The 19,976-nt window shown below is 68.8% G+C and carries 22 protein-coding genes; 7 read left to right on the forward strand and 15 right to left on the reverse strand.

Annotation, left to right across the window (positions count from 1 at the left end):
* Positions 1-25 precede the first annotated feature (25 nt).
* Complete coding sequence (locus ACW4E8_RS18835) at positions 26-1,000, forward strand: Bug family tripartite tricarboxylate transporter substrate binding protein (protein ID WP_456805904.1); 975 nt, start codon at positions 26-28, stop codon at positions 998-1,000.
* Positions 1,001-1,067: 67 nt separating this feature from the next.
* On the opposite strand, the gene ACW4E8_RS18840 is transcribed toward ACW4E8_RS18835, so the two are convergent.
* From ACW4E8_RS18840 to ACW4E8_RS18850, 3 genes are read right to left on the reverse strand one after another with little or no spacing between them, the layout of a single operon-like run.
* Entirely contained in the window at positions 1,068-2,714 is a 1,647-nt protein-coding gene (locus ACW4E8_RS18840) for a fatty acid--CoA ligase (RefSeq protein WP_456805905.1), read from the reverse strand.
* Between the two features lie 11 nt (positions 2,715-2,725).
* A complete protein-coding gene (locus tag ACW4E8_RS18845; protein WP_456805906.1) occupies positions 2,726-3,574 on the reverse strand; it encodes a TauD/TfdA dioxygenase family protein in 849 nt (282 codons plus the stop codon).
* Between the two features lie 25 nt (positions 3,575-3,599).
* Positions 3,600-4,580, reverse strand: a complete 981-nt coding sequence (locus tag ACW4E8_RS18850) for a quinone oxidoreductase family protein (protein WP_456805907.1) — start codon at positions 4,578-4,580, stop codon at positions 3,600-3,602.
* Positions 4,581-4,605: 25 nt separating this feature from the next.
* On the opposite strand from ACW4E8_RS18850, the gene ACW4E8_RS18855 reads away from it, so the two are divergent.
* The 6 genes from ACW4E8_RS18855 (at position 4,606) to ACW4E8_RS18880 (ending at position 8,466) form a co-directional block, all read left to right on the forward strand.
* On the forward strand, positions 4,606-4,785 hold the full coding sequence (locus tag ACW4E8_RS18855) for a hypothetical protein (RefSeq protein ID WP_456805908.1): 180 nt from the start codon (positions 4,606-4,608) through the stop codon (positions 4,783-4,785).
* Positions 4,773-5,771, forward strand: a complete 999-nt coding sequence (locus tag ACW4E8_RS18860) for an AraC family transcriptional regulator (RefSeq protein WP_456805909.1) — start codon at positions 4,773-4,775, stop codon at positions 5,769-5,771. Before ACW4E8_RS18855 ends, ACW4E8_RS18860 begins: the two co-directional genes overlap by 13 nt.
* A gap of 154 nt (positions 5,772-5,925) precedes the next feature.
* Positions 5,926-6,120 (forward strand): type II toxin-antitoxin system HicB family antitoxin, encoded by a 195-nt coding sequence (locus ACW4E8_RS18865; protein WP_456805910.1) that lies wholly within the window; start codon positions 5,926-5,928, stop codon positions 6,118-6,120.
* Between the two features lie 66 nt (positions 6,121-6,186).
* On the forward strand, positions 6,187-6,735 hold the full coding sequence (locus ACW4E8_RS18870; protein WP_456805911.1) for an MOSC domain-containing protein: 549 nt from the start codon (positions 6,187-6,189) through the stop codon (positions 6,733-6,735).
* 78 nt (positions 6,736-6,813) lie between these two features.
* Positions 6,814-7,770, forward strand: coding sequence for a prolyl aminopeptidase (gene pip / locus ACW4E8_RS18875; RefSeq protein WP_456805912.1), 957 nt, complete (start codon positions 6,814-6,816; stop codon positions 7,768-7,770).
* 42 nt (positions 7,771-7,812) lie between these two features.
* Complete coding sequence (locus ACW4E8_RS18880) at positions 7,813-8,466, forward strand: glutathione S-transferase family protein (protein ID WP_456805913.1); 654 nt, start codon at positions 7,813-7,815, stop codon at positions 8,464-8,466.
* A 101-nt stretch (positions 8,467-8,567) separates the two neighbouring features.
* Here the strand turns inward: ACW4E8_RS18880 and ACW4E8_RS18885 are convergent, their stop codons facing one another.
* Genes ACW4E8_RS18885 through ACW4E8_RS18940 form a run of 12 tightly spaced genes read right to left on the reverse strand, consistent with a single transcriptional unit; the run spans position 8,568 to position 19,944 of the window.
* On the reverse strand, positions 8,568-9,806 hold the full coding sequence (locus ACW4E8_RS18885) for a cation:proton antiporter (protein WP_456805914.1): 1,239 nt from the start codon (positions 9,804-9,806) through the stop codon (positions 8,568-8,570).
* A gap of 33 nt (positions 9,807-9,839) precedes the next feature.
* A complete protein-coding gene (locus ACW4E8_RS18890) occupies positions 9,840-10,532 on the reverse strand; it encodes a 4'-phosphopantetheinyl transferase family protein (protein WP_456805915.1) in 693 nt (230 codons plus the stop codon).
* Positions 10,532-10,981, reverse strand: coding sequence for an excinuclease ATPase subunit (locus ACW4E8_RS18895; protein WP_456805916.1), 450 nt, complete (start codon positions 10,979-10,981; stop codon positions 10,532-10,534). Before ACW4E8_RS18895 ends, ACW4E8_RS18890 begins: the two co-directional genes overlap by 1 nt.
* Before the next feature lie 49 nt (positions 10,982-11,030).
* A complete protein-coding gene (locus tag ACW4E8_RS18900) occupies positions 11,031-12,260 on the reverse strand; it encodes a beta-ketoacyl-ACP synthase (protein ID WP_456805917.1) in 1,230 nt (409 codons plus the stop codon).
* Positions 12,257-12,988: a 3-oxoacyl-ACP reductase FabG gene (fabG, locus tag ACW4E8_RS18905; RefSeq protein WP_456805918.1), complete on the reverse strand. Its 732-nt coding sequence runs from the start codon at positions 12,986-12,988 to the stop codon at positions 12,257-12,259. The genes ACW4E8_RS18900 and fabG overlap by 4 nt, the downstream gene beginning before the upstream one ends.
* Positions 12,985-13,449, reverse strand: a complete 465-nt coding sequence (locus ACW4E8_RS18910; protein WP_456805919.1) for an ApeP family dehydratase — start codon at positions 13,447-13,449, stop codon at positions 12,985-12,987. Before ACW4E8_RS18910 ends, fabG begins: the two co-directional genes overlap by 4 nt.
* Positions 13,450-13,451: 2 nt before the next feature.
* Complete coding sequence (locus ACW4E8_RS18915; RefSeq protein ID WP_456805920.1) at positions 13,452-14,639, reverse strand: beta-ketoacyl-ACP synthase; 1,188 nt, start codon at positions 14,637-14,639, stop codon at positions 13,452-13,454.
* Positions 14,636-15,235: a DUF3261 domain-containing protein gene (locus ACW4E8_RS18920; protein WP_456805921.1), complete on the reverse strand. Its 600-nt coding sequence runs from the start codon at positions 15,233-15,235 to the stop codon at positions 14,636-14,638. Before ACW4E8_RS18920 ends, ACW4E8_RS18915 begins: the two co-directional genes overlap by 4 nt.
* Positions 15,232-16,464 carry an NAD(P)/FAD-dependent oxidoreductase gene (locus ACW4E8_RS18925; protein ID WP_456805922.1) on the reverse strand — a complete coding sequence of 411 codons (1,233 nt, stop codon included), beginning with the start codon at positions 16,462-16,464 and terminating at the stop codon, positions 15,232-15,234. The genes ACW4E8_RS18920 and ACW4E8_RS18925 overlap by 4 nt, the downstream gene beginning before the upstream one ends.
* Before the next feature lie 54 nt (positions 16,465-16,518).
* Positions 16,519-18,918 carry an MMPL family transporter gene (locus tag ACW4E8_RS18930; RefSeq protein WP_456805923.1) on the reverse strand — a complete coding sequence of 800 codons (2,400 nt, stop codon included), beginning with the start codon at positions 18,916-18,918 and terminating at the stop codon, positions 16,519-16,521.
* Positions 18,911-19,531 carry a LolA family protein gene (locus ACW4E8_RS18935; protein WP_456805924.1) on the reverse strand — a complete coding sequence of 207 codons (621 nt, stop codon included), beginning with the start codon at positions 19,529-19,531 and terminating at the stop codon, positions 18,911-18,913. The genes ACW4E8_RS18930 and ACW4E8_RS18935 overlap by 8 nt, the downstream gene beginning before the upstream one ends.
* Entirely contained in the window at positions 19,528-19,944 is a 417-nt protein-coding gene (locus tag ACW4E8_RS18940; RefSeq protein ID WP_456805925.1) for an acyl-CoA thioesterase, read from the reverse strand. The genes ACW4E8_RS18935 and ACW4E8_RS18940 overlap by 4 nt, the downstream gene beginning before the upstream one ends.
* Positions 19,945-19,976 lie beyond the last annotated feature (32 nt).

Raw genomic sequence — 19,976 nt, forward strand, 5'->3', positions numbered from 1 at the left:
ATCCATACTACATAACGGAGACAACATGCCCACCCACCCTTCATTCCTGCTGCGCATCGCCGCCGTGGCGGCCGGCCTGGCGCTGGCGGCCCCCGCTGCCATGGCCTGGACCAGCAAGCCGGTCCGGATGCTGGTGCCCGCCCCCGCGGGCGGCACCATGGACGTGCTCGCCCGCCTGCTGGCCGACCAGTTGTCGGCGGACCTTGGCCACCCCGTGGTGGTCGACAACAAGCCGGGCGCCGGCGGTGGCATTGCCATCACCACCATGCTGGCCGCGCCTGCTGATGGCCAGACCATCATGGTCACCGCCAGCAATGTGCTGACCGAGATCCCGCATGTGCTCAAGCAGCCGTTCGACCCGCTGAAAGACGTCAGGCCCATCGCCGCCGTGGCGCGTTCGCGCATGGTGATGATTGGCGCGCCTGGCCTGCCGGCCAAGGACCTGAAGGGCCTGGTCAGCTATGCCCGGGCCAATCCGGGCAAGCTCAGCTTTGCCTCGTACAGCGCCGGCACCGCTTCGCACTACGCCGGCATGATCATGAACCAGAAGGCCGGGCTGGACTTGCAGCATGTGCCCTTTGCCGGTTCCGCGCCGGCGCTGACGCAGGTGATGGGCAATCAGATTGCCGTGATGTACGACGGCATGGTGACCTCGCTGCCGATGATCCGCGCCGGCAAGGTGCAGGTCTATGCCGTGGCGTCGAAGAGCCGCTCGGCGCTGCTGCCGCAGGTGCCGACCTTTGCGGAAATGGGTTACCCGGACATGGAGTTCAGCAACTGGGTGGGCGTGATTGCGTCGTCAAAGCTGTCGCCCGAACTGGCCGAGAAGATCCACGCGGCTGCCTACAAGGCCGCGGCTTCTGCCAAGGTGCGTGACCGCATGGAGGCGCTCGGCTATGAGCCGCTGCCGGCGCAGCCCCTGCCGCAACTGAGCGAATCAGTGCGCGCGGAGTTCGAGCGCAATGCCGGCATCGTCAAGGCGTTCAATATCCAGCCCTGAGTTAGTTCCCGGCAACGCAAAAGGGCAGCCTCATCCGAGGCTGCCCTTTCTTCTTCTTGCTGCCGGCTCAGGCGCCGGTGCTGCGCAAGCGCTTCTTGTCGATCTTGCCGACGCTGGTCTTCGGGATCTCGTCGACAAACAGGATCCGCTCAGATTCCGGCACCGCATACTTGCTGAGCCGGTTGGCCTCGACGCGCGCCAGCAGCGACGTACGAATCGCATCCGCGGTCACCGTTGCACCTGGCTTGCGCACCACGAATGCCATCGGCCGCTCGCCCCACCGGGCGTCGGGCACACCGATGACCGCGCACTCCTGCACGCCCGGCACCTGCGTGACCAGGCTCTCGACCTCGATCGACGAGACCCATTCGCCGCCGGTCTTGATCACGTCCTTGATCCGGTCGACGATCTGCACGAAGCCGTCGTCGCCCATTACCGCGATGTCCTGCGTATGCAGGTAGCCGCCGGCCCACAGCTCGGCCGATGCCTCGGGCTTGCCGTGGTATGCCTTTGTCAGGAACGGCGCGCGCAGCACGATCTCGCCGCGCGCCCGGCCGTCGCGCGGCACGTCGTGCATGGACTCGTCCACCAGGCGGAAGTCCACCATCGCCACCGGCCGGCCCGTCGAGCAGCGCATGCGCACTTCGGTCTCATGATCTCGATGCGCGTCGCCTGGCGGCAACTGGGCCAGCGCGACGATGGGGCCGGTCTCCGACATGCCATAGCCGGCAAACACATCCATGCCGCGCTCGAGGGCAGCCTCGCACAACGCCGGCGGCAGCGCCGAGCCGCCGATGATGAGCTTCCAGCCCGACAAGTCCTGGCCGCTTGCCTGCGCCGCCTGCAACAGCATCTGCAGCAAGGTCGGCACGCAGTGCGAGAACGTGACCCGCTCGGTCTCGCGCAACTGCAGCAGCATGTCCGGCGCATAGCGCCCCGGCAGCACGATGCGCAGCCCGAGCATGACCGCGACATACGGGATGCCCCAGGCGAGCACGTGGAACATCGGCGTGATCGGCATGTAGACGTCTTCCCGGTGCAGGCGCTGCCCTTCGCGCGGCGCGCACAGGCTGGTGGCGGAGGCCAGCGCATGCAGCACGATGTCGCGATGGCTGTAGCACACGCCCTTGGGATCGCCTGTGGTGCCCGTCGTATAGAAGGTGGCGGCGCGGGTGTTCTCGTCGAATTCGGGGAAGTCGAAGTCGGGCGAGGCCGCGCGCAGCAGCGTCTCGTACTCGCCGCAGAATGGCAGTGATGTCGGCGACACGTGCTGGCCGTCGGCCAGCAGGACAAAGCTGCGCACGCTGGTCAGCTGGCCGCGAATCTCTTCCATCACCGGCAGGAAGTCCGGATGGAGCAGCACCACCTCGGCGCCGGAATCGTTCAGCGTGTACAGGATCTGCTGCGCCGACAGCCGCACGTTGACCGTGAACAGCGTCGCGCCCATCATCGGCACGCCGAAATAGCATTCCAGGTAGCGGTGGCTGTCCCAGTCCATCACCGCCACGGTGGTGCCGTGCGCTACCCCCTGCGCGGCCAGCGCGGAAGCCAGCCGGCCGACGCGCTGGCGGAATTCGCGATAGCTATGGCGCAGCTGCCCGCGGTACGTGATCTGCTGGTCGCCGTGGAGCGACAGCGAATTGAGCAGCAGCTGCCTGACGAGCAAAGGATAGGCGTAGGCCTGCGGCGCCGCAGGCACAAGGTTTGGTTGCATGTCTGTCTCCGTCAGAACGGCACGTCGCCGATGATGCCGGCGCGTTCCATCTTGCGCACCGTGGGCGCATAGTCCTGCACCGCGTAATGCTGGGTGCAGCGGTTGTCCCAGATCGCCACGCTGTTCTTCTTCCAGCGCCAGCGCACCTGGTACTCCGGGACCTCCGCCTGCGCGCACAGGTAATGCAGCAGATCGCCCGCGCCGGGCATGAAATCCTTGCCGAAGCGGACCACATCGTCGCGGTGGTAGTTGGCAAAGTGCGAGGTGAAGGCGTTGACGAACAGGACCTTCTCGCCCGTCTCCGGGTGGGTGCGCACCACGGGATGCTCCACCATCGGGAACTGCGCCGCCAGCGCGGCACGCTTCTCCGGCGGCATATTGGCGCCGAAGGTGTGTTCGATGCTGTGCTTGGCGCGCAGGCCTTCAATGCGGGCCTTGATGTCCTGCGGCAGGCGCCGGTACGCCTCGCCCATGTTCACCCATATGGTGTCGCCGCCCACTGCCGGCGTTTCCACGCAGCGCAGCACGCAGCCCATCGGCGGCGCCTGGCGCCAGGTGGCGTCGCAATGGAAGGAGTTCTCGTAGTGCTCGACCTTGCTTTCGGGCGACTTGTAGATCTGCACCAGGCCCGGGTGTTCCGGGTCGCTGCCCACCACCGGGTGGTCTTCCAGTTCGCCGAAGCGGCGGGCAAAGGCAACGTGTTCGGCGCGGGTGATGTCCTGGTCGCGCAGGAACAGCACCTTGTATTGCAGCAACAGCGCCTTGATCTCGGCGAACAGGCCGGCGTCGCGTGATGCATCGGCCAGGCTGACGCCGCTCAGTTCGGCGCCGATGGTGCAGGTCAGGGGTTCTGCATGCATGGTGTTGTCTCCTCTGTTGTTGATCTCAGATGACGAAGATCGACGAGCCGGTGGTGCGGCGCGCCTCCAGGTCCTGGTGCGCCTGCACCGCATCTTCCAGCGCATAGCGCTGGTTGATGCCGATGCGGATGCGGCCCGCGCCCACGTGGTCGAACAGCTCGCCCGCCAGCGCTTGCTTCTCCGCCGGGTCGGCGATGTAGTCGGCCAGCGCCGGGCGCGTCAGGAACAGCGAGCCCTTCATTGCCAGCAGCACCGGGTCGAACGGCGGAATCGGGCCCGACGCGGTGCCCACGCACACCATGGTGCCGCGCCGCTTGAGCGAATCCAGCGACGCCATGAAGGTGGTCTTGCCGACGCTGTCGAACACCACCGAGACCCCCACGCCATCGGTCAGCTCGCGCACGCGCTTGGCCACGTCTTCGCGGGTGTACTGGATGATGTGGTCGCAGCCGTGCGCGCGCGCCACTTCGGCCTTGGCTTCAGTGGACACCGTGCCGATCACGGTCAGGCCCAGCAGCTTGGCCCACTGCGACACGATCAGCCCGACCCCGCCCGCCGCAGCGTGCAGCAGGATGGTGTCGCCCTGGCTGAACGGATAGATGCGGCGCATCAGGTAGGCCGAGGTCAGCCCGCGCATGGTCATGGCCGCGGCAGTTTCGAAGGCAATGCTCTCCGGCAGGCGGATCAGCGGCGCAGCCGGCACCAGGCGCTCGGTGCTGTAGGCGCCCAGCGTGTTGACGAAGCCGGTGTAGGTGACGCGGTCGCCCGCCGCCACGTTGGTCACGTCCGGGCCGACGGATACCACCACGCCGGCGGCTTCCACGCCCATGCCGCTGGGCAGGGGCACGGGATAGGTGCCGTTGCGGAAGTAGGTGTCGGCGTAGTTCAGCCCCACTGCCACGTGGCGGATGCGGACCTGTCCCGGCCCCGGCTCGCCCACTTCCATGTGTTCGTAGCGCAGCACTTCGGGGCCGCCGGTCTCGTACATACGGACAACGTTTGCCATGGTCTTGTCTCCTGGAGTTTCGTTGGTGCAGAACATGCTGCAGATGCAGGGAACTGTAGAGATTGCCGCCCCGGCCGGCTTTGCATTGGCTACCGATGACTTTGCATTTCATGCCACGCGGCCCTATGATCGCTGCTGCGGCGGGCAGGCTGCCCGCCGGCAACGGACAACGCATCGCAAGGCAATGCTGGCTTGGAAACCCTGATACGTGCTGCCGCACTGACCAACTTCCTCGAGGTTTCGCGCGACCTCGGTCTGGACCCGCAGCCGTTGCTGCGCCAGGCGCGGTTGCGGCGGGCCTGGCTGGACGATCCCGACCAGCGCGTCCCGGTCAGCGCCTGCGTGGCGCTGCTGGAAGCCGCCGCGCAGGCCTCGGCCTGCCCGACCTTCGGGCTGCGCATGGCGGAGTCGCGCCAGCTGTCGGATTTTGGCGTGATGAGCCTGCTGATCAGCCAGCAACCCACGCTGCGTGCCGCGTTGGCCACCACCATCCGCTACCGGCACCTGGTCAATGACTCGGTGGCGCTGTTGCTCGAGGATGCCGGCAGCGCGGTGGTCATCCGGCAGGAAGTGCTTAGCGAAGCGCCCTCGCGGCAGGCCACCGAGCTGGCCATCGGCGTCGTATTCCGCATGTGCGCGCTGCTGCTGGGCCCGCGCTGGCAGCCGATCGCCGTGAGCTTCACGCATGCGGCGCCGGCCGACCTGCGCACCCATCGCCGCCTGTTCGGTTGCCCGCTGGAGTTCAACGCGGACTGCAATGGCATCATCTGCCGCGCGGCCGACCTCGACGCGCCGAACCCGACGGCGGACCCGGTCATGGCGCGCTACGCGCAGCAGTTCATCGATACGCTGCCCCGCGCCAACCCGCAATCCATCGGCCATGAAGTGCGCGCCGCCATCTACCTGATGCTGCCGATGGGCCGCGCCACCTGTGAAGCCGTCGCGGAAGGCCTGGGCCTGAGCCTGCGCACCATGCAGCGCCAGCTCGACGACGCGGGCGAAACCTTCACTGACATCCTGAACGACGTGCGGCGCGAACTGGCGCGACGGTACGTGGAGAATCCGCGCTATTCGCTGCTGCGGGTGTCGCAGTTGCTGGGGTATGGATCGGCCAGTTCGTTTACCCGGTGGTTTTCGGCGCAGTTCGGGATGGCGCCGGCCAACTGGCGCAGGGATCACGCGCAGCGCTAGCGCGGGGCGATGCCGTCAGCCTGGCGCGCCGCGGAGCGTCCCGCCACGCGGCTGCTGAGGGACTGGGTGAAGGCGACGTTCGCCGGTTAAGGGCTGGGCTACTGTAGAGTTACACAATTCTGAGCAAGGCTTGCATGTCGCCAGGTGATTGCCCATGCTATATCCCGTCCATATCGAGCCCGGTGACGCGACCCGCGCGCACGGCATCACCTTGCCCGATTTCCCGGGCTGCTTCTCCGCTGCCGACGATTGGTCGGACATTCCCGCCAAAGTCCAGGAGGCCGTAGAAGCGCACTTCGCCGATGGCGAACCGATCCCCCGCACCGTCCGACGTGCAACGCTGGGTTGATAGTCGGCAGTACGAGGGTGGTGTCTGGCTACTGGTTGATATCGACCTGTCGCGCGCGAGAATCGAGTGACCACACCGGCCATTGTCCTTGCCGTTGCTTACGCAGCAACGCATGATTTCTCTAAGCAATTGCGTAACGAGATCCGGCTGATTGCGGGGCTGGGCATAGAAGGCGACGCCCATGCCGGCCAGACCGTCAAGCACCGCTCACGGGTTCGCGTGGATCCCACGCAGCCCAACCTGCGCCAGGACCACTTGATCGGCGCGGAGCTCCATGCCGAACTGGCCCGCGCCGGTTTCGACATCGGACCTGCCGACCTGGGCGAGAACATCACCACGCAAGGCCTGGACCTGCATGCGTTGCCCGTCGGCACGCGGTTGCAGCTTGGCGCGAGCGCCATGGTCGAACTGACAGGCCTGCGCAACCCCTGCGGGCAGATCGAAGCCTTCCGGCCGGGTTTGCTGACGCAGGTGCTGGGGCGGGCCGAGGACGGCACGCTGATCCGCAAGGCTGGCGTCATGGGCGTCGTGGTCACTGGCGGCGTGGTGCGTCCTGGCTATGCCATCTCGGTCAGCCTGCCGCCGCCACCGCATCGCGTGCTCGAGCGCGTATAGCGCGCCAGCCTGCCCCCTGCGGCAAGGCGATTCCCTCCGGCGTACACTGTGGCTCCCGATCTCCGGAGACCCGTATCCATGCCTGCCCTGCGCACCCTCTATCCTGAAATCGAGCCCTATGAAACCGGCACGCTGGATGTCGGTGAGGGGCATGTCATCTCCTACGAGCGCGTCGGCACGCCCGGTGCCAAGCCGGCGGTGTTCCTGCATGGCGGGCCGGGCGGTGGCATTTCGGCGGAGCACCGGCGGCTGTTCGATCCGGCGCGCTATGACGTGCTGCTGTTCGACCAGCGCGGCTGCGGGCGTTCGACGCCGCATGCGGGGCTGGAGGCCAATACCACCTGGCACCTGGTCGACGATATCGAGCGCTTGCGCGATCTGGCCGGCGTCGAGCGCTGGCTGGTGTTCGGCGGCTCATGGGGCTCGACGCTGGCGCTGGCCTATGCGCAGAAGCACCCGCAGCGCGTCAGCGAACTGGTGCTGCGTGGCATCTACACGGTGTCGCAGGCGGAGCTGGATTGGTATTACCAATACGGCGTGTCCGAGATGTTTCCCGACAAGTGGGCGCGCTTCCAGGCGCCGGTGCCCGAGGCCGAGCGCGGCAACATGATGGCCGCGTACCGCAAGCTGCTGACCGGTGACGACCAGGACCAGCAGGTGGAAGCGGCGCGCGCATGGAGCGTTTGGGAAGGCGAGACCATCACGCTGCTGCCGGACGCCGACAACAGCGCCAAGCATGACGACGGGCACTTCGCGCTGGCGTTCGCGCGGCTGGAGAACCACTACTTCACGCACCGCTGCTGGCTGGAAGACGGGCAGCTGCTGCGCGACGCGCACAAGCTGGCCGACATCCCCGGCGTGATCGTGCACGGCCGCTATGACATGCCGTGCCCGGTGCGCTATGCCTATGCGCTGCACCAGGCGTGGCCCACGGCCGAATTCCACCTGATCGAAGGCGCCGGCCATGCATGGACCGAGCCGGGCATCATGGACCAGCTGATTGCTGCGACCGATCGCTTTGCGGCGCAGCGGTAGTCGCGCGCCGACCACCACCGAAGATCACCACCGGAGACCACGATGGAGCTATACGCCCACCCGTTTTCGTCCTATTGCCAGAAGGTCCTCGTTGCGCTGTACGAGAACGCCATCCCCTTCGAGTTCCGCATGCTGTCCCCCGAGCACACGCAGAACATGGCCGAGCACTCCAGGCTGTGGCCGCTCAAGCGCATGCCGGTGCTGGTGGACGGCAGCCGCACGGTGTTCGAGTCCAGCATCATCGTCGAATACCTGGATCAGCATCACCGCGGCCCCGTGCGCTGGCTGCAGGAGTCGCCCGACGCCGCGCTGGAAGTGCGCATGCTCGACCGCTTCTTCGACCAGTACGTGATGACGCCGATGCAGCGCATCGTGGCCGACTACCTGCGCCCGGCGGAGCACCGCGATGCCTATGGCGTGGCCGAGGCGCGCAAGCTGCTTGACTCGGCCTATGCCTGGCTTGAGCCAATGCTGGCGGGGCGGGAATGGGCCTCGGGTAGCGCCTTTACGCTGGCCGACTGCGCCGCCGCGCCGTCGCTGTTCTATGCGGACTGGGTGCATCCCATCCCCGATGCGTGCGGCAACGTGCGCGCCTATCGCAACCGGCTGCTGGCGCGGCCATCGTTCGCGCGCGCGGTGGACGAGGCGCGGCCTTACCGCCCGCTCTTCCCACCGGGTGCGCCGGACCGGGACTGACGGGCAAGGTCAGGGCGCGGGTGCGGGTGTTGCTGGACTACCTGGCGCAGGCGATTGCGGGGTTGCCGGGGTTGACCCCGGTGTGAGCGGCCGGCTGGCGCTCAATGCAACCGGCCCCGCGCCACCAGCATCGTCAACGGCCGCGCCAGCAGCGTGCTGGCCAGCGCCATCAGCAGCAGCCCGGAAAACGCCGCGGTGCTGATGATGCGCGCGTCCAGCAGCACGGTCAGCACCACCACCTCGACCAGGCCCTTGGTCTGCAGCAGCGTGCCCAGTGCCAGCGATTCGCGCCAGCCCATGCCCGCGAGGCGCGCAGGCAGCGCGACGCCGGCCATCTTGCCGGTGATCGCGATGGCCAGTGACAGCGCTGCGATCAGCAGCGTCATCGGGTTGTCCAGCGAGATCTCGGTGCGCAGCCCGGCGGCAAGGAAGAAGAAGGGCAGCAGCACCACCACCGTGACCGGTTCGAGCTGCTGGCGCACACGCTGCGCTTCGCGTGCGGGCCATACCAGCCCGGCGACGAAGCCGCCCATCACATGGTGCAGCCCGGCCAGTTCTCCCAGGAATGCCGAGGCCAGCACCAGGAACAGTGCCATGGCCAGCAGCATTTCTGTTTCCGGCGCGCGGCGGCGCAGCAGCCATGCCAGAGCGGGGCGCACCGCCAGGAACATGAACGCCAGGTAGGCACCGGCGCGGGCCGCCACGGTGAGGGCGCTGGCGCCATCCTGGCCGCCATGCTGCAGCAGCACCAGTGTCAGGAACAGCCACACCCAGGCATCGTTGACGGCCGCGCAGCGCAAGGCCAGCTGGCCCAGGTGGGTGCCGGTCAGGCGCATCTCGCGCAGCAGCGCACCCAGCACCGGCAGCGCCGTGACGGCGGTGCAGATCCCCATGGCGCAGGCAAACCAGTAGGGGCTGGCCAGTTCCCCGGCGACCGGCCAGCCGGCCGTGGTCATCCACCAGCCGGCAGCGGCCCCCAGCGCGAACGGCGCCGCAATGCTGCCCAGCGAGATCTGCAGGGTCGCGCGCCAGTGCGCGGGCACGCTGTCTTCGCGCAGGTGCAGGCCGGTCAGGAAGCAGAACAGCGTCACCGCCAGCCACTGCAGGCCGGACAGCATCGGCAGGCGCTCGGGCCCGAACAGCGCGGTCCAGCCCTGCGGCGCCAGCTGCCCGAACACCGACGGCCCCAGCACGATGCCGGCCAGCACCTGCACGCCGACCAGCGGAAACACCGACCGCAGGCCGGCACCACGCCACAGCAGGTAGGGCAGCGCGACCACCAGCATCGCCTGCAGGAAGAAAATGCTGACCCCGTTCATCGGGTCACCCTGGCGTAGCATGCGCCAACCGGCGCAACGTGTTCAGACATCGATTCAGGCATGGTTGATGGCAGCGGAGCCGCTCGGCACCAGCCGCCAGTAGCGCGGGGCGGTGGGCATCTCCGGTGTGGTCAAGGTCCGAAAGTCGGTGGCGCAGAGCGCCAGCACATGGCCGTCATGCAGCCAGGTACAGGCGTTGGCGCGCTGCGCGCACGACCCATCGAGCGTTAGCGCATGACCCAGCAAGGTGGCGAACAGGCCGCCGCCGTACAGCTTGAGCCCGGCTTCCTTCAGCGTCCAGGCATGCGCAAACTGGTGCATGGTATCCGCTGGCGTCACGTGGCTGGCAAGCGTGGCGCGCTCGGCCTCGGTGGTGATCGCACCATAGAGTGCGTCGAGGCCCTTGCGTGGCCGCACGGGTTCGAGATCGAGGCCAAGGGCGTTGCTGCCCACGGCGCAGGCGATCCGGTCACCGCTGTGCGAGATCGACAGGCGGGCCGGCACCGGGCCGCAAACCTCGGGCGGCGCATCCGCGCCATCCGTCAGCGTCCAGTCTTGCCAGGTGCCGCCGAAAGCTTCGGCCAGCAGCGTGCGGGCCAGCCAGCGGCCCGCCACGAACTGCGTGCGCCGCCGGGTTGCCTGCATCGCAGCCAGGCGCGCGTGCTCGCCTTCAGACATCCACGACTGCGCGTCGGGTGCCTGCGTGGCAAGCGCCGTCACGCATCCAAGGCGCAGCCAGGTTGCCATTACTGCGCGATCTTGGCGTAGGTGCCCTTCAGCGCCACGCCCACCACCACCGCACCGGCGTGGCATTCATAGTCGGTCGCGCTCGTGACCTCATTCTTCTTGTAGTAGCTTACGATGTCGATGACGGCATTGGCGCCCTTGGACTTGGCCGTGTCCTGCAGCGCGATCAGCGCCGACAGCGCGGCCCACCGGCAGCCGTCCTCGTCGCTCTTGCCCACGCCGTTGGTCTTGCGGTTGGAGACGTCCGACTCCAGGCGCTCCAGCACCTTCGGTGTCTTCTGCCCGGCCAGGTAGAAGCGGAAGGAATCGTCGAGCTTTTCCTTGGCTTCCGGCATGTTGAGCACTTCCTGCAGCGGCAGCATGTACTTGGTGTCGCGGGCGAGCGCGGGGGTGGAGAGCAGGGCGCTGGCGCAGATCGTCAGGGCGACGGCGGAGAGAACGGGCTTCATAGACCTTCCTTCTTCTGGTTGATATGCGGTTGGCAATCTAAAAAGGACTTCAGTCTTCCCAACGGCGGAACACCAGCGATGTGTTGATGCCGCCAAAAGCGAAGTTGTTGCTCATCACGTAGTCCACCGCCAGCTCGCGCGGGGTCTGCATGATGTAGTCGAGGGGCGCGCAGCGCGGGTCGGGGCTGCTCAGGTTCAGCGTGGGCGCAAACCAGCCGTCGCGCATCATCTCGATGCTCATCCAGGCTTCGAGCGCGCCGCATGCGCCCAGCGTATGGCCCATGTAGCTCTTGAGCGAGCTGACTGGCATGGCGGGGCCGAACACGGCATGCGTGGCGTGCGACTCGGCCACGTCGCCGTGGTCGGTGGCGGTGCCGTGCGCGTTGACGTAGCCGATGCTGGATGGCTCCAGGCCTGCGTCTTCCAGCGCCAGGCACATCGCCACGGCCATGGTTTCGGCCTTGGGCTGGGTCACGTGCGCGCCGTCGCTGTTGGTGCCGAAGCCGACGATCTCGGCCAGGATGCGCGCGCCGCGCGCCTGGGCGTGCCCCAGTTCCTCCAGCACCAGCGTGCCCGCGCCTTCGCCCAGCACCAGGCCGTCGCGCCCGCTGTCGAAGGGGCGCGGGGTGGCCTGCGGGGTGTCGTTGCAGGTGCTGGTGGCAAAGAGCGTGTCGAACACCGCCGCCTCGGTGGCGTCGAGCTCTTCCGCGCCGCCCGCCAGCATTGCCACCTGGCGGCCGCTGCGGATGGCCTCATAGGCGTAGCCGATGCCCTGGCTGCCCGAGGTGCAGGCGCTCGAGGTGGTCACGATGCGGCCGGTGATGCCGAAGAACACGCCGATATTGACCGCCGTGGTGTGGGGCATCATGCGGATATAGGTGGTCGCGCTGATGTCCTCGGTGGTGCGCTCGCTGCGCATGCGACCGAAGTCGGCGACCGCCTCGGGCGTGCCGGTGGACGAGCCGTAGGCGATGCCAAGCCTGCCGCTGGCCAGCAGCGGGTCGCCGATGAGGCCCGCGTCCTGCAAGGCCGCCTCGCTGGCCAGCACCGACATCAGCGCCACCTTGCCCATCGAGCGGGTCCGCTTGCGCGTGTAGTGCGCGGGCAGCGTTAGCGGCGGCACGGGCGCGCCCAGCAGTGTGTTCAGGCCCTTGATGCCTTCCCAGTCCGGCATGCGCACCACGGCGCTGCGCCCCGATGACAGGAAGCTGCGCACGGATGCCCAGTCATTGCCCAGCGCGCAGACCGCGCCGGTTCCGGTGATGACGACGCGCTTCATCCGAACATGCCCCCGTTGACCGAAATCACCTGGCGCGTGATATAGCCCGCATCGGGCGACAGCAGGAAGGCCACGGTGGCGGCGACTTCGTCGGGCGTGCCCATGCGCCGCGCCGGGATCATGCGCAGCGCTTCGTCGCGCACGTGCTGCTCGACCATGTCGGTGTCGATCAGGCCGGGCGCTACGCAGTTGACGGTGATCGCGCGCTTGGCCAGTTCGATCGCCAGCGCCTTGGTGGCGCCGATGATGCCGGCCTTGGCCGCGCTGTAGTTGGCCTGGCCGCGGTTGCCCACCAGCCCCGACACCGACGACAGCGTGACGATGCGGCCAGGCTGGCGGCGCTGCACCATCGGCATCACCACCGGGTTGAGCACGTTATAGAAGGCATCAAGGTTGGTATGCACCACCTCGTCCCATTCAGCGCCGGTCATGGCCGGGAAGGCCGCGTCGCGCGCCAGGCCCGCGTTGCACACCACGCCGTAGTAGCAGCCATGCGCAGCAATATCGGCCAGCAGCGCGCTGGCGGCGTCTTCACGGCGGGCCACGTCGAAGCACAGCACGCGGGATTTGCGCCCGCACGCGCGCACCGCGTCGGCAACGGAGTCGGCCTCGTCGCGGCGCGAGCGGCAGTGCACCACCACGTCATAGCCGTCGCGGGCCAGCCGCAGGGCAATGGCGCGGCCGATGCCGCGCGACGAACCCGTGACCAGCACGGTCGGATTACTCATGGCTGTTGTCCTTGCAGAAAGGCCTGCGCATCCGCAGGCTGGAACACGGAGACATTGGCGCGGGCGACCTCGCGGCCGTCCAGTGCCAGGCGGCAGGCAAACTGGCCCAGGCCGTTGTCACCGGTCAGTTCGGCGTGCACGCTGATGGTCAGCTCGCTGCCGATGGGGAAAGCCGGCACGTCGCACTCATAGCGGCGCGAGCCCAGCAGGAAGCCGATGCCGGGCGCGCGGCCGGCGCGCCGGTCGCGCATGCCCGCCCAGGCGGCGATGGCCTGCGCCATGTATTCGATGCCGACCCAGCCGGGCATGCCGGCCGCATCGGTGAAGAGTTGCGCGGCCTGCACCGTGGCGCGTGCCGTGCAGCCTTCGTCGTCGGCATGCACCAGCGCGTCGAGCAGCAGCATGGCGCCGCCGTGGGGCACCACGTCGGCAACGGGTGGCAGGGTAGCCAGGTCTTGCATGCTTAGCCCTCCCCCAGCACCAGTACGCCGTTGCTGCCGCCAAAGGCAAACGACAGGCTCATCAGGTGGCGCGGCGCGCGCCCAAGCGCGCTGCCCGGCCCGGCCACATTCAGCGGCGGCAGCGCCGCATCGGCCACGCCGTCCCACCAGTGCGGCGGCAGCTGGCCGTGCGGGTTGCCGGCGAGCGTCAGCCACATCAGGGCGGCTTCGATGGCACCGGCCGCGCCAAGCGTGTGGCCCGTCAGCGGCTTGGTGGAGCTGACCGGCACCTCGCGGCCCAGCACCGCTGCCACGGCATGGGCTTCCATCACGTCGTTGGCCGGCGTTGCGGTGCCATGCAGGTTGACATAGTCGATCACCTGCGCGCCGATGCCGGCACGGGCCAGGGCCTGCCGCATGGCCAGTTGCGCGCCCTTGCCCTGCGGGTCGGGCGCGGACATGTGGTAGGCGTCAGACGATTCGCCCCAGCCGGCCAGGCGCACCGGCCCGGCTTCGCGCGACATCAGGAACAGCGCTGCGCCTTCGCCGATGTTGATGCCGTTGCGGTTGGCCGACAGCGGGTTGCAGCGCGCGGCGCTGACCGATTCCAGTGAGGAAAAGCCGGCCACGGTAAAGGCGCACAGCGTATCGACGCCGCCAGCCAGGACCAAGTCCGCCAGCCCGTGGCGCAGCAACCGCGCGCCGGCCGCCAGCGCTTTCGCGCTGGACGAACAGGCGGTCGAGATCGTGTATGCCGGTCCGGTCGTACCCATCGTGGCGGCGAGAAAGCCGGCGGGCGAGCCGAGTTCCTGCTGGCCGTAGTGGTAGGCAGGCGGCAACGCGCTGGCGCCTGCCAGTGCCTGCAGCGCCAGCTCGGCTTCACGCATGCCCGAGGTGCTGGTGCCCAGCACCACCGCCACGCGGGCGGGGCCGACGCGGGCGATGGCAGCGTCCACGGCCGGGCGCACCTGGGCCAGCGCGTCAAGCAGCAGGGCGTTGTTGCGGCTGCGATGGCGCGGATCGGCATGCGCGGGCACGGCATCGTCGGCAAGGTCGCTGACCGTGCCGAGCAGCAGCGGACGGCCCGGGCTGTAGCGGTCGGTGACTTCGCCGGCCGCCGGTGCGCCGGCTTGCCACATGGCTGCGCGCACCGCGTCCTGGCCGCGCCCGAGCGCGCAGCGGATGCCGACGGTATTCAGGTATGCCGTCATCCCGCACCGCCTGCGTTCACGTTCGCCTCGGCGGGCAAGTTGCGGATGGTCAGCCGGTAGCCGTCGCGGTGCTGCACGAACAGCGTGGTGGCGGCATCCGGGAAGCGGATCTCCGCCACGGTTTCGCTGCCCTGGCGCAACTGGCGCAGCGTGGGCGTCGCGTCGAAGCTCCAGCCCGCGGGCAGGGCGGCGCGGATCGCCGCGGCCGGCCACAGCGCCAGCTGCAGGTCGCTCAGGATGCGTTCGGGCTGCAGCTCGGCCGGCGCCCAGGGCGCGCGCGATACCTGCAGCGTGGTGCCGTCCCAGTCCAGCCGCGCCAGCACCTGCCCGCCGCCGACGGCTGCCAGGCGCGTGTGCGCGGCATCGGCTTCGAGCAGCGCCAGCAGTTCGTGGCGCTCGGTGCGGCCCAGCACGGTGAACTCGACAGTGAGGTGCTGCTGCAGCTTCAGCTCGCGCTGCAGCGATGCCGGCGGCAGGCGCAGCAGCGCGGTGGCGCCGGCGCCCGGCACCGTGCGTTCGGGAACGGAGCCGGGCGAGGCACAGCCCGCTGCCAGGGCAGCAGCCAATGCCAGTGCGGACAAGGTGGCGCGGGTCATCTGACGTTGCAGAATTCTTCCAGCACCGCCAGCCGGTGGCGCGGTTCGGCGACGAAGGGATTGTCGCGGTCCCACGCGTAGCCGGCCAGGATCGCCGAGATCATGTTGCGGATTTCCGGCGTGGCGTTGGGATGGAAGATCAGCTGCTGGAAGCGGCCTTCATACCAGGCTTCGACAAAGACGCGGAAGCAGTCCACGCCGGCCTTGAGCGGCCGCGCGAAGTCCTGCTCCCAGTCCACGGCCTCGCCGGCGAGCTGGCGCACCAGGCATTGCGCGGCCAGGCTGGCGGACTTGAAGGCGATGGTCACGCCGGACGAGAACACCGGGTCCAGGAATTCGCCGGCGTTGCCGAGCAGCGCGTAGCCGTTGCCCCACAGCGATTTCACGTTGGCCGAATAGCCCGCGATCTGGCGCGCGGGGGTGTCCCACTGCGCGTTGGCCAGCAGCTTCGCCAGGCCAGGCTCTTCGGCCACCAGCGCCTGCAGCCGCTCGGTCTCTGTGCCGGTGTAGCGGTCCAGGAACGCCTTCTCTGCCACTACGCCCTGCGAGCAACGGCCGTCGGAGAACGGGATGGTCCAGTACCAGACATCCTGGTGCTGCGGATGCACGCTGATCAGGATCTTGTTGCGGTCGAAGGTGCCGGTGGGGATGCGGTCTTCCACGTGCGTGAAGATCGCGCTGCGCACCGGAAAGCCCGACGGCGTTTCCAGCTGCAGCAGGCGCGGCAGGATGCGGCCGAAGCCTGAGGCATCGAGCAGGAACCTGGCGCGCACCTTGTACTGGCTGCCGTCGGGCGCGCGCACGGTGACTTCCGGCTTCGCACCGCTGACGTCGACGTCTTCCACCAGGTGCGAGAAGCGCACCTCGGCACCCTGGCGCGCGGCCTCGCGGATCAGCACGTCGTCAAAGCGCGCGCGTTGCACCTGGTAGGTGGTGCCCCAACCGGGCGAGAACTTCTCGCGGAAGTCGAAGGCGGTCTGCTGCGTGCCGCGCGAGAAGGCGGCGCCGTTCTTGTACTGGAAGCCCGCTTCCACCACCGCGCGCAGCATGCCAGCTTCTTCGATATAGGCCATGCTCTGCGGCAATAGGCTTTCCCCGATCGAGAAGCGCGGGAAGGTCTCTTTTTCGATCACCAGCACCGGAATCCCGTGCTTGCGCAGCAAGCCGGCAGCGACCGAGCCCGCTGGCCCTGCGCCGATGATGACGACGTCCGTGATTTCCGTTTTCATATGATTCAAGCTCCGATTCTTGGGATTGCAGGTTTGGGGCGCGAATCCTTGCGGTCAGTGCCTGTCGTGCGCATCGCCCGCCGGTGCCGGCGGGCGGAACCACGGCGACAGCATCCAGACCGCGCCGACGCCAGCCAGCATGGTGACGCCGAACGCATGCAGCGCCGGCGTGGACGACAGCGCCAGCAGGCCGAATGCCAGCAGGGTGCTGGCCGCGCCCAGCACGATCGCGGTCCACGATACGCCATCGCCGGGGTGTTCCAGAAGGAAGATGCCATAGTCGACGCCGACGCCCAGCAGCAGCGCCAGGGCCAGCACCGGGAACAACTGCAGCGGCACCTGCATCCAGCCCAGCAGCGCCACGCTGAACAGCGCCGCGAGCAAGGTCGGCACCAGCGCGCGCCACGCGGCGCGGCCATAGCGCCACGCCAGCAGCACGCTGACGGCGCCGGCGCCGGCCAGCAGCAGCCACGTCATCAGCACGCGGTAATGGTGCAGCAAGCCCGACAGGTCCGCCACCCGGTCGACCCATTCGACTCCCGCCACGCCGGCCACGGCCGCCTGCACCTTCGGCATGGTCTTCGGGGCGTCCAGGCCGCGCAGCAGCATCACGCTGGCGTAGTTGCCGTCCTTGCCGCCCTTGTCCTGGCCCAGCCAGAGGTGGCGCAAGGCATCCGAGACAGGATGCGCGAGCCACGCCTGTAGGGTCAGTACATCTTGCGCCCCTGCCATGCCGGGCGTTGCAGGGGTGCCAGATGACCCCGTCATCTGCGCGATGCGCTCACGCACCTGTGCCTCCAGAGGCGCAGCCAGTGCCGCATCGGCCCGCTGGCGTGCCGCCGAGGGCACCCAGTCCGACAGCGCGACAAAGCCACCCAGTTTACCCTGCGCCACGATGCCCGCCAGTGCCGCCTTGGCGGCTTCCTCGCGCTGCAGCACCTGGTCGGCGGAGGCGCCGCGCACCAGCAGGAACTGCGCGGGGCTGGGGCTGCCGAGCAGGCGGCCGGCGGTGCGTTGCGCCTCGATCAGCGCGGGCGGCGAGCTTTGCAGCTGGCGCACGTCGTCGACCACCTTCACCTGCAACAGGCCAGGCACGATAAAGGCTGCCAGCACCGCCGCCAGCAGCACCGTGCGGCGGTCGGCGCGCACGCGCGGCCAGCGTGCCAGGCTGTCGGCCAGCCACGCCGACAGCCGCGTGGGCCGCAGGCTGCCGCGGTCGAGCAGCGGAAACCACAGCACCACGGTCAGGAATGCGGCCAGCAGGCCCACGGCGGAGAACAGCGCCATCTGCCGCAGACCCGGGAACGGCGCGATGCCAAGCGCCAGGTAGGCGACTACGCTGGTGGAAAGCGCCAGCGTCATGCCGGGCAGCAGCAGGCGCATCACGCCTGCCGGCGTGCGCCGGCCATCGGCCTGGCGGGTCACGAAGTAGTGGATGCCGTAGTCCTCGGCCACGCCTACCAGGCTGGCACCGAATACCAGTGTGATCAGGTGCACGCGCTCGAACACGACGCCGGTCACGGAGATCGCCGCGGCGGTGCCGATCAGGAGCGACAGCGCCACCAGCACGATCGGGCGCAGCGAGCGGAAGGCCAGCCATACCAGCAGCAGCACCGCGGCCAGCGAGCCCAGGCCAATCACGTTCATCTCGAAGCTGGCCTGCGCCGCGGCGGCTTCCGCATGCAGCGGGATGCCTGCCATCACCACGCGAACCGCGTCCTGCGCGGCGCGCGCGCTGGTGTCTGCGCGCGCCAGCAGGTCGCCATAATCGGTATCGCCGCTGACCGAGAAGGCGGGCTTGTTGATGCGGTAGGTCAGCAGCACCCAGTGCAGGCCTTCGGCGGAGAAGGCCGGCAAGCCGTCGCGCTCGCGCACGCGGGTCAGGTCGGCGCGCGACAGCCACCAGTCCTGCCACAGCCCGAGCGGGTCGGCGGACCAGCCCGACAGGCTGGTGCCGGCAGTGAACTGGTAGAGCCGCGCCAGCGCCTGCTGCGCCAGCGTATCCGCATCAGCCTGGCCAAGCAGGGCGCGCTGGCTGTCGGTCAGCAGGTGGTCGCGCCACGGCCGGTAGAACGCCAGCGCGGCATCGAAGTCGAACGCGGCGATCCTGTCGACCGGGCGCAGCAGCTCGGGATGCGCGCCGGTGGCGTGGCCGAAGCGCTGCGCGGCCGTCTTGGCCTGCTGCCAGTCGGGCGCGCCGACCAGCACGATGATCTCGCGTGAGACCCCGTCGGCCAGCTGGCGCAGCACGCGGTCGGCGGTGGCGGTTCGCTCGCTGCCGGGCAACAGCGCCATCACATCGGTATCGATGCGCGCGCTGCGCCAGAAGCTGGTCTGGTGCAGCGCCAGCCCGACAACGATCACCAGCCAGGCAAACGCCAGCACGCGCGCAAGCGGCGCCATGCCCGCGGCGGCGCGGGCCCCGTTGGCTGCGCGGTTGGCCGAATCACTCAAAGCGCTGGGCCTCCGCCGCGGAAAGGCGCGGCGCTGCCGCCGGCTCGATCAGGCGGATCCGGGTAGCATCGCCGCCGGCCTCTTCCAGCCGGATGCTGCGCACATAGCGGTCGCCGGCGAGTTCGATGCGCGCAAAGGCGCGGCGGATGCTGCTGTCGGTCGGCGTCAGCGTCAGCGCCCAGCCGTCCTTGCCCGCCAGCCGCGCGTCGATCGCAAAGCGCGCCGACAGCGCCGACAGGTCGCCCCGCAGCACCGCGATCATCGATTCGCCGACCACGCGCATGGCCGGCTGCGCGTCGGCCGCTAGGCGCTGCTGCACCTGGCCATCGGCGCCGCGCACCACCAGCTGCGTGGGCGTGACCAGCAGGCTGGACACGATCGGCTCGCGCGTGGTCCAGGCGAGGCCGCCTTCGCGCGCCAGCACGAAGTCGCCGCGCGACACCAGTGGATTGGTAAAGCCGGCCAGCTGGCGCTGCTGTTCGAAGCGGCCGCGGATCACCGGCGCATCAGCCAGCCGCGCCGCGATTGCGCCCAGCGTATCGGCGCCTTGTGCCGGCAGCGCCGGCAGGCAGGCGACCACCGCAATGGCGCCCAGCAAGGTGCGGCGCTTCACGGCTGCACCCCCAGCCGCTCCCACAGCACTGGCGGACACTCGTAGCACATCTCGCCGTTGCGCATGTCCACTGCCACCTGCACCGAATAGCCCTTGGACAGGCGCTCGCCGGTCGCAGCATCGCGCAGCATGTAGTCGATCTTGAGCCGGTTCTCCCACTCGACGATGGTCGCGCGCACGGTCACGGCCTGGCCGTAGATCAGCGGGCGCACATAGCGCAGGCGCAGGTCGACCACCGGCCAGGCATAGCCGGAATCGCGCATGGCGGGATAGTCGTAGCCAAAGCGCGCCAGCAGCGCGCAGCGCGCCTGCTCCAGGTAGCGCACATAGTTGCCGTGCCACACCACGTCCATCGGGTCGAGGTCGTGGAAGGCGGGGCTCAGGGTGATCTCGTGGCTGAGGTCTGGGGTCATGGCATGGTGGATTGCAGTCGATGGCACGGCAC

Source organism: Cupriavidus sp. CP313, assembly GCF_054072015.1.

Excerpts from the sequence above, each read along its gene's own strand:
- ACW4E8_RS18835 (WP_456805904.1), top strand. The coding sequence starts at position 26 with ATGCCCACCCACCCTTCATTCCTGCTGCGCATCGCCGCCGTGGCGGCC.
- ACW4E8_RS18840 (WP_456805905.1), bottom strand. The coding sequence starts at position 2,714 with ATGCAACCAAACCTTGTGCCTGCGGCGCCGCAGGCCTACGCCTATCCT.
- ACW4E8_RS18845 (WP_456805906.1), bottom strand. The coding sequence starts at position 3,574 with ATGCATGCAGAACCCCTGACCTGCACCATCGGCGCCGAACTGAGCGGC.
- ACW4E8_RS18850 (WP_456805907.1), bottom strand. The coding sequence starts at position 4,580 with ATGGCAAACGTTGTCCGTATGTACGAGACCGGCGGCCCCGAAGTGCTG.
- ACW4E8_RS18865 (WP_456805910.1), top strand. The coding sequence starts at position 5,926 with ATGCTATATCCCGTCCATATCGAGCCCGGTGACGCGACCCGCGCGCAC.
- pip (WP_456805912.1), top strand. The coding sequence starts at position 6,814 with ATGCCTGCCCTGCGCACCCTCTATCCTGAAATCGAGCCCTATGAAACC.
- ACW4E8_RS18880 (WP_456805913.1), top strand. The coding sequence starts at position 7,813 with ATGGAGCTATACGCCCACCCGTTTTCGTCCTATTGCCAGAAGGTCCTC.
- ACW4E8_RS18885 (WP_456805914.1), bottom strand. The coding sequence starts at position 9,806 with ATGCTACGCCAGGGTGACCCGATGAACGGGGTCAGCATTTTCTTCCTG.
- ACW4E8_RS18890 (WP_456805915.1), bottom strand. The coding sequence starts at position 10,532 with ATGGCAACCTGGCTGCGCCTTGGATGCGTGACGGCGCTTGCCACGCAG.
- ACW4E8_RS18895 (WP_456805916.1), bottom strand. The coding sequence starts at position 10,981 with ATGAAGCCCGTTCTCTCCGCCGTCGCCCTGACGATCTGCGCCAGCGCC.
- ACW4E8_RS18900 (WP_456805917.1), bottom strand. The coding sequence starts at position 12,260 with ATGAAGCGCGTCGTCATCACCGGAACCGGCGCGGTCTGCGCGCTGGGC.
- fabG (WP_456805918.1), bottom strand. The coding sequence starts at position 12,988 with ATGAGTAATCCGACCGTGCTGGTCACGGGTTCGTCGCGCGGCATCGGC.
- ACW4E8_RS18910 (WP_456805919.1), bottom strand. The coding sequence starts at position 13,449 with ATGCAAGACCTGGCTACCCTGCCACCCGTTGCCGACGTGGTGCCCCAC.
- ACW4E8_RS18915 (WP_456805920.1), bottom strand. The coding sequence starts at position 14,639 with ATGACGGCATACCTGAATACCGTCGGCATCCGCTGCGCGCTCGGGCGC.
- ACW4E8_RS18920 (WP_456805921.1), bottom strand. The coding sequence starts at position 15,235 with ATGACCCGCGCCACCTTGTCCGCACTGGCATTGGCTGCTGCCCTGGCA.
- ACW4E8_RS18925 (WP_456805922.1), bottom strand. The coding sequence starts at position 16,464 with ATGAAAACGGAAATCACGGACGTCGTCATCATCGGCGCAGGGCCAGCG.
- ACW4E8_RS18940 (WP_456805925.1), bottom strand. The coding sequence starts at position 19,944 with ATGACCCCAGACCTCAGCCACGAGATCACCCTGAGCCCCGCCTTCCAC.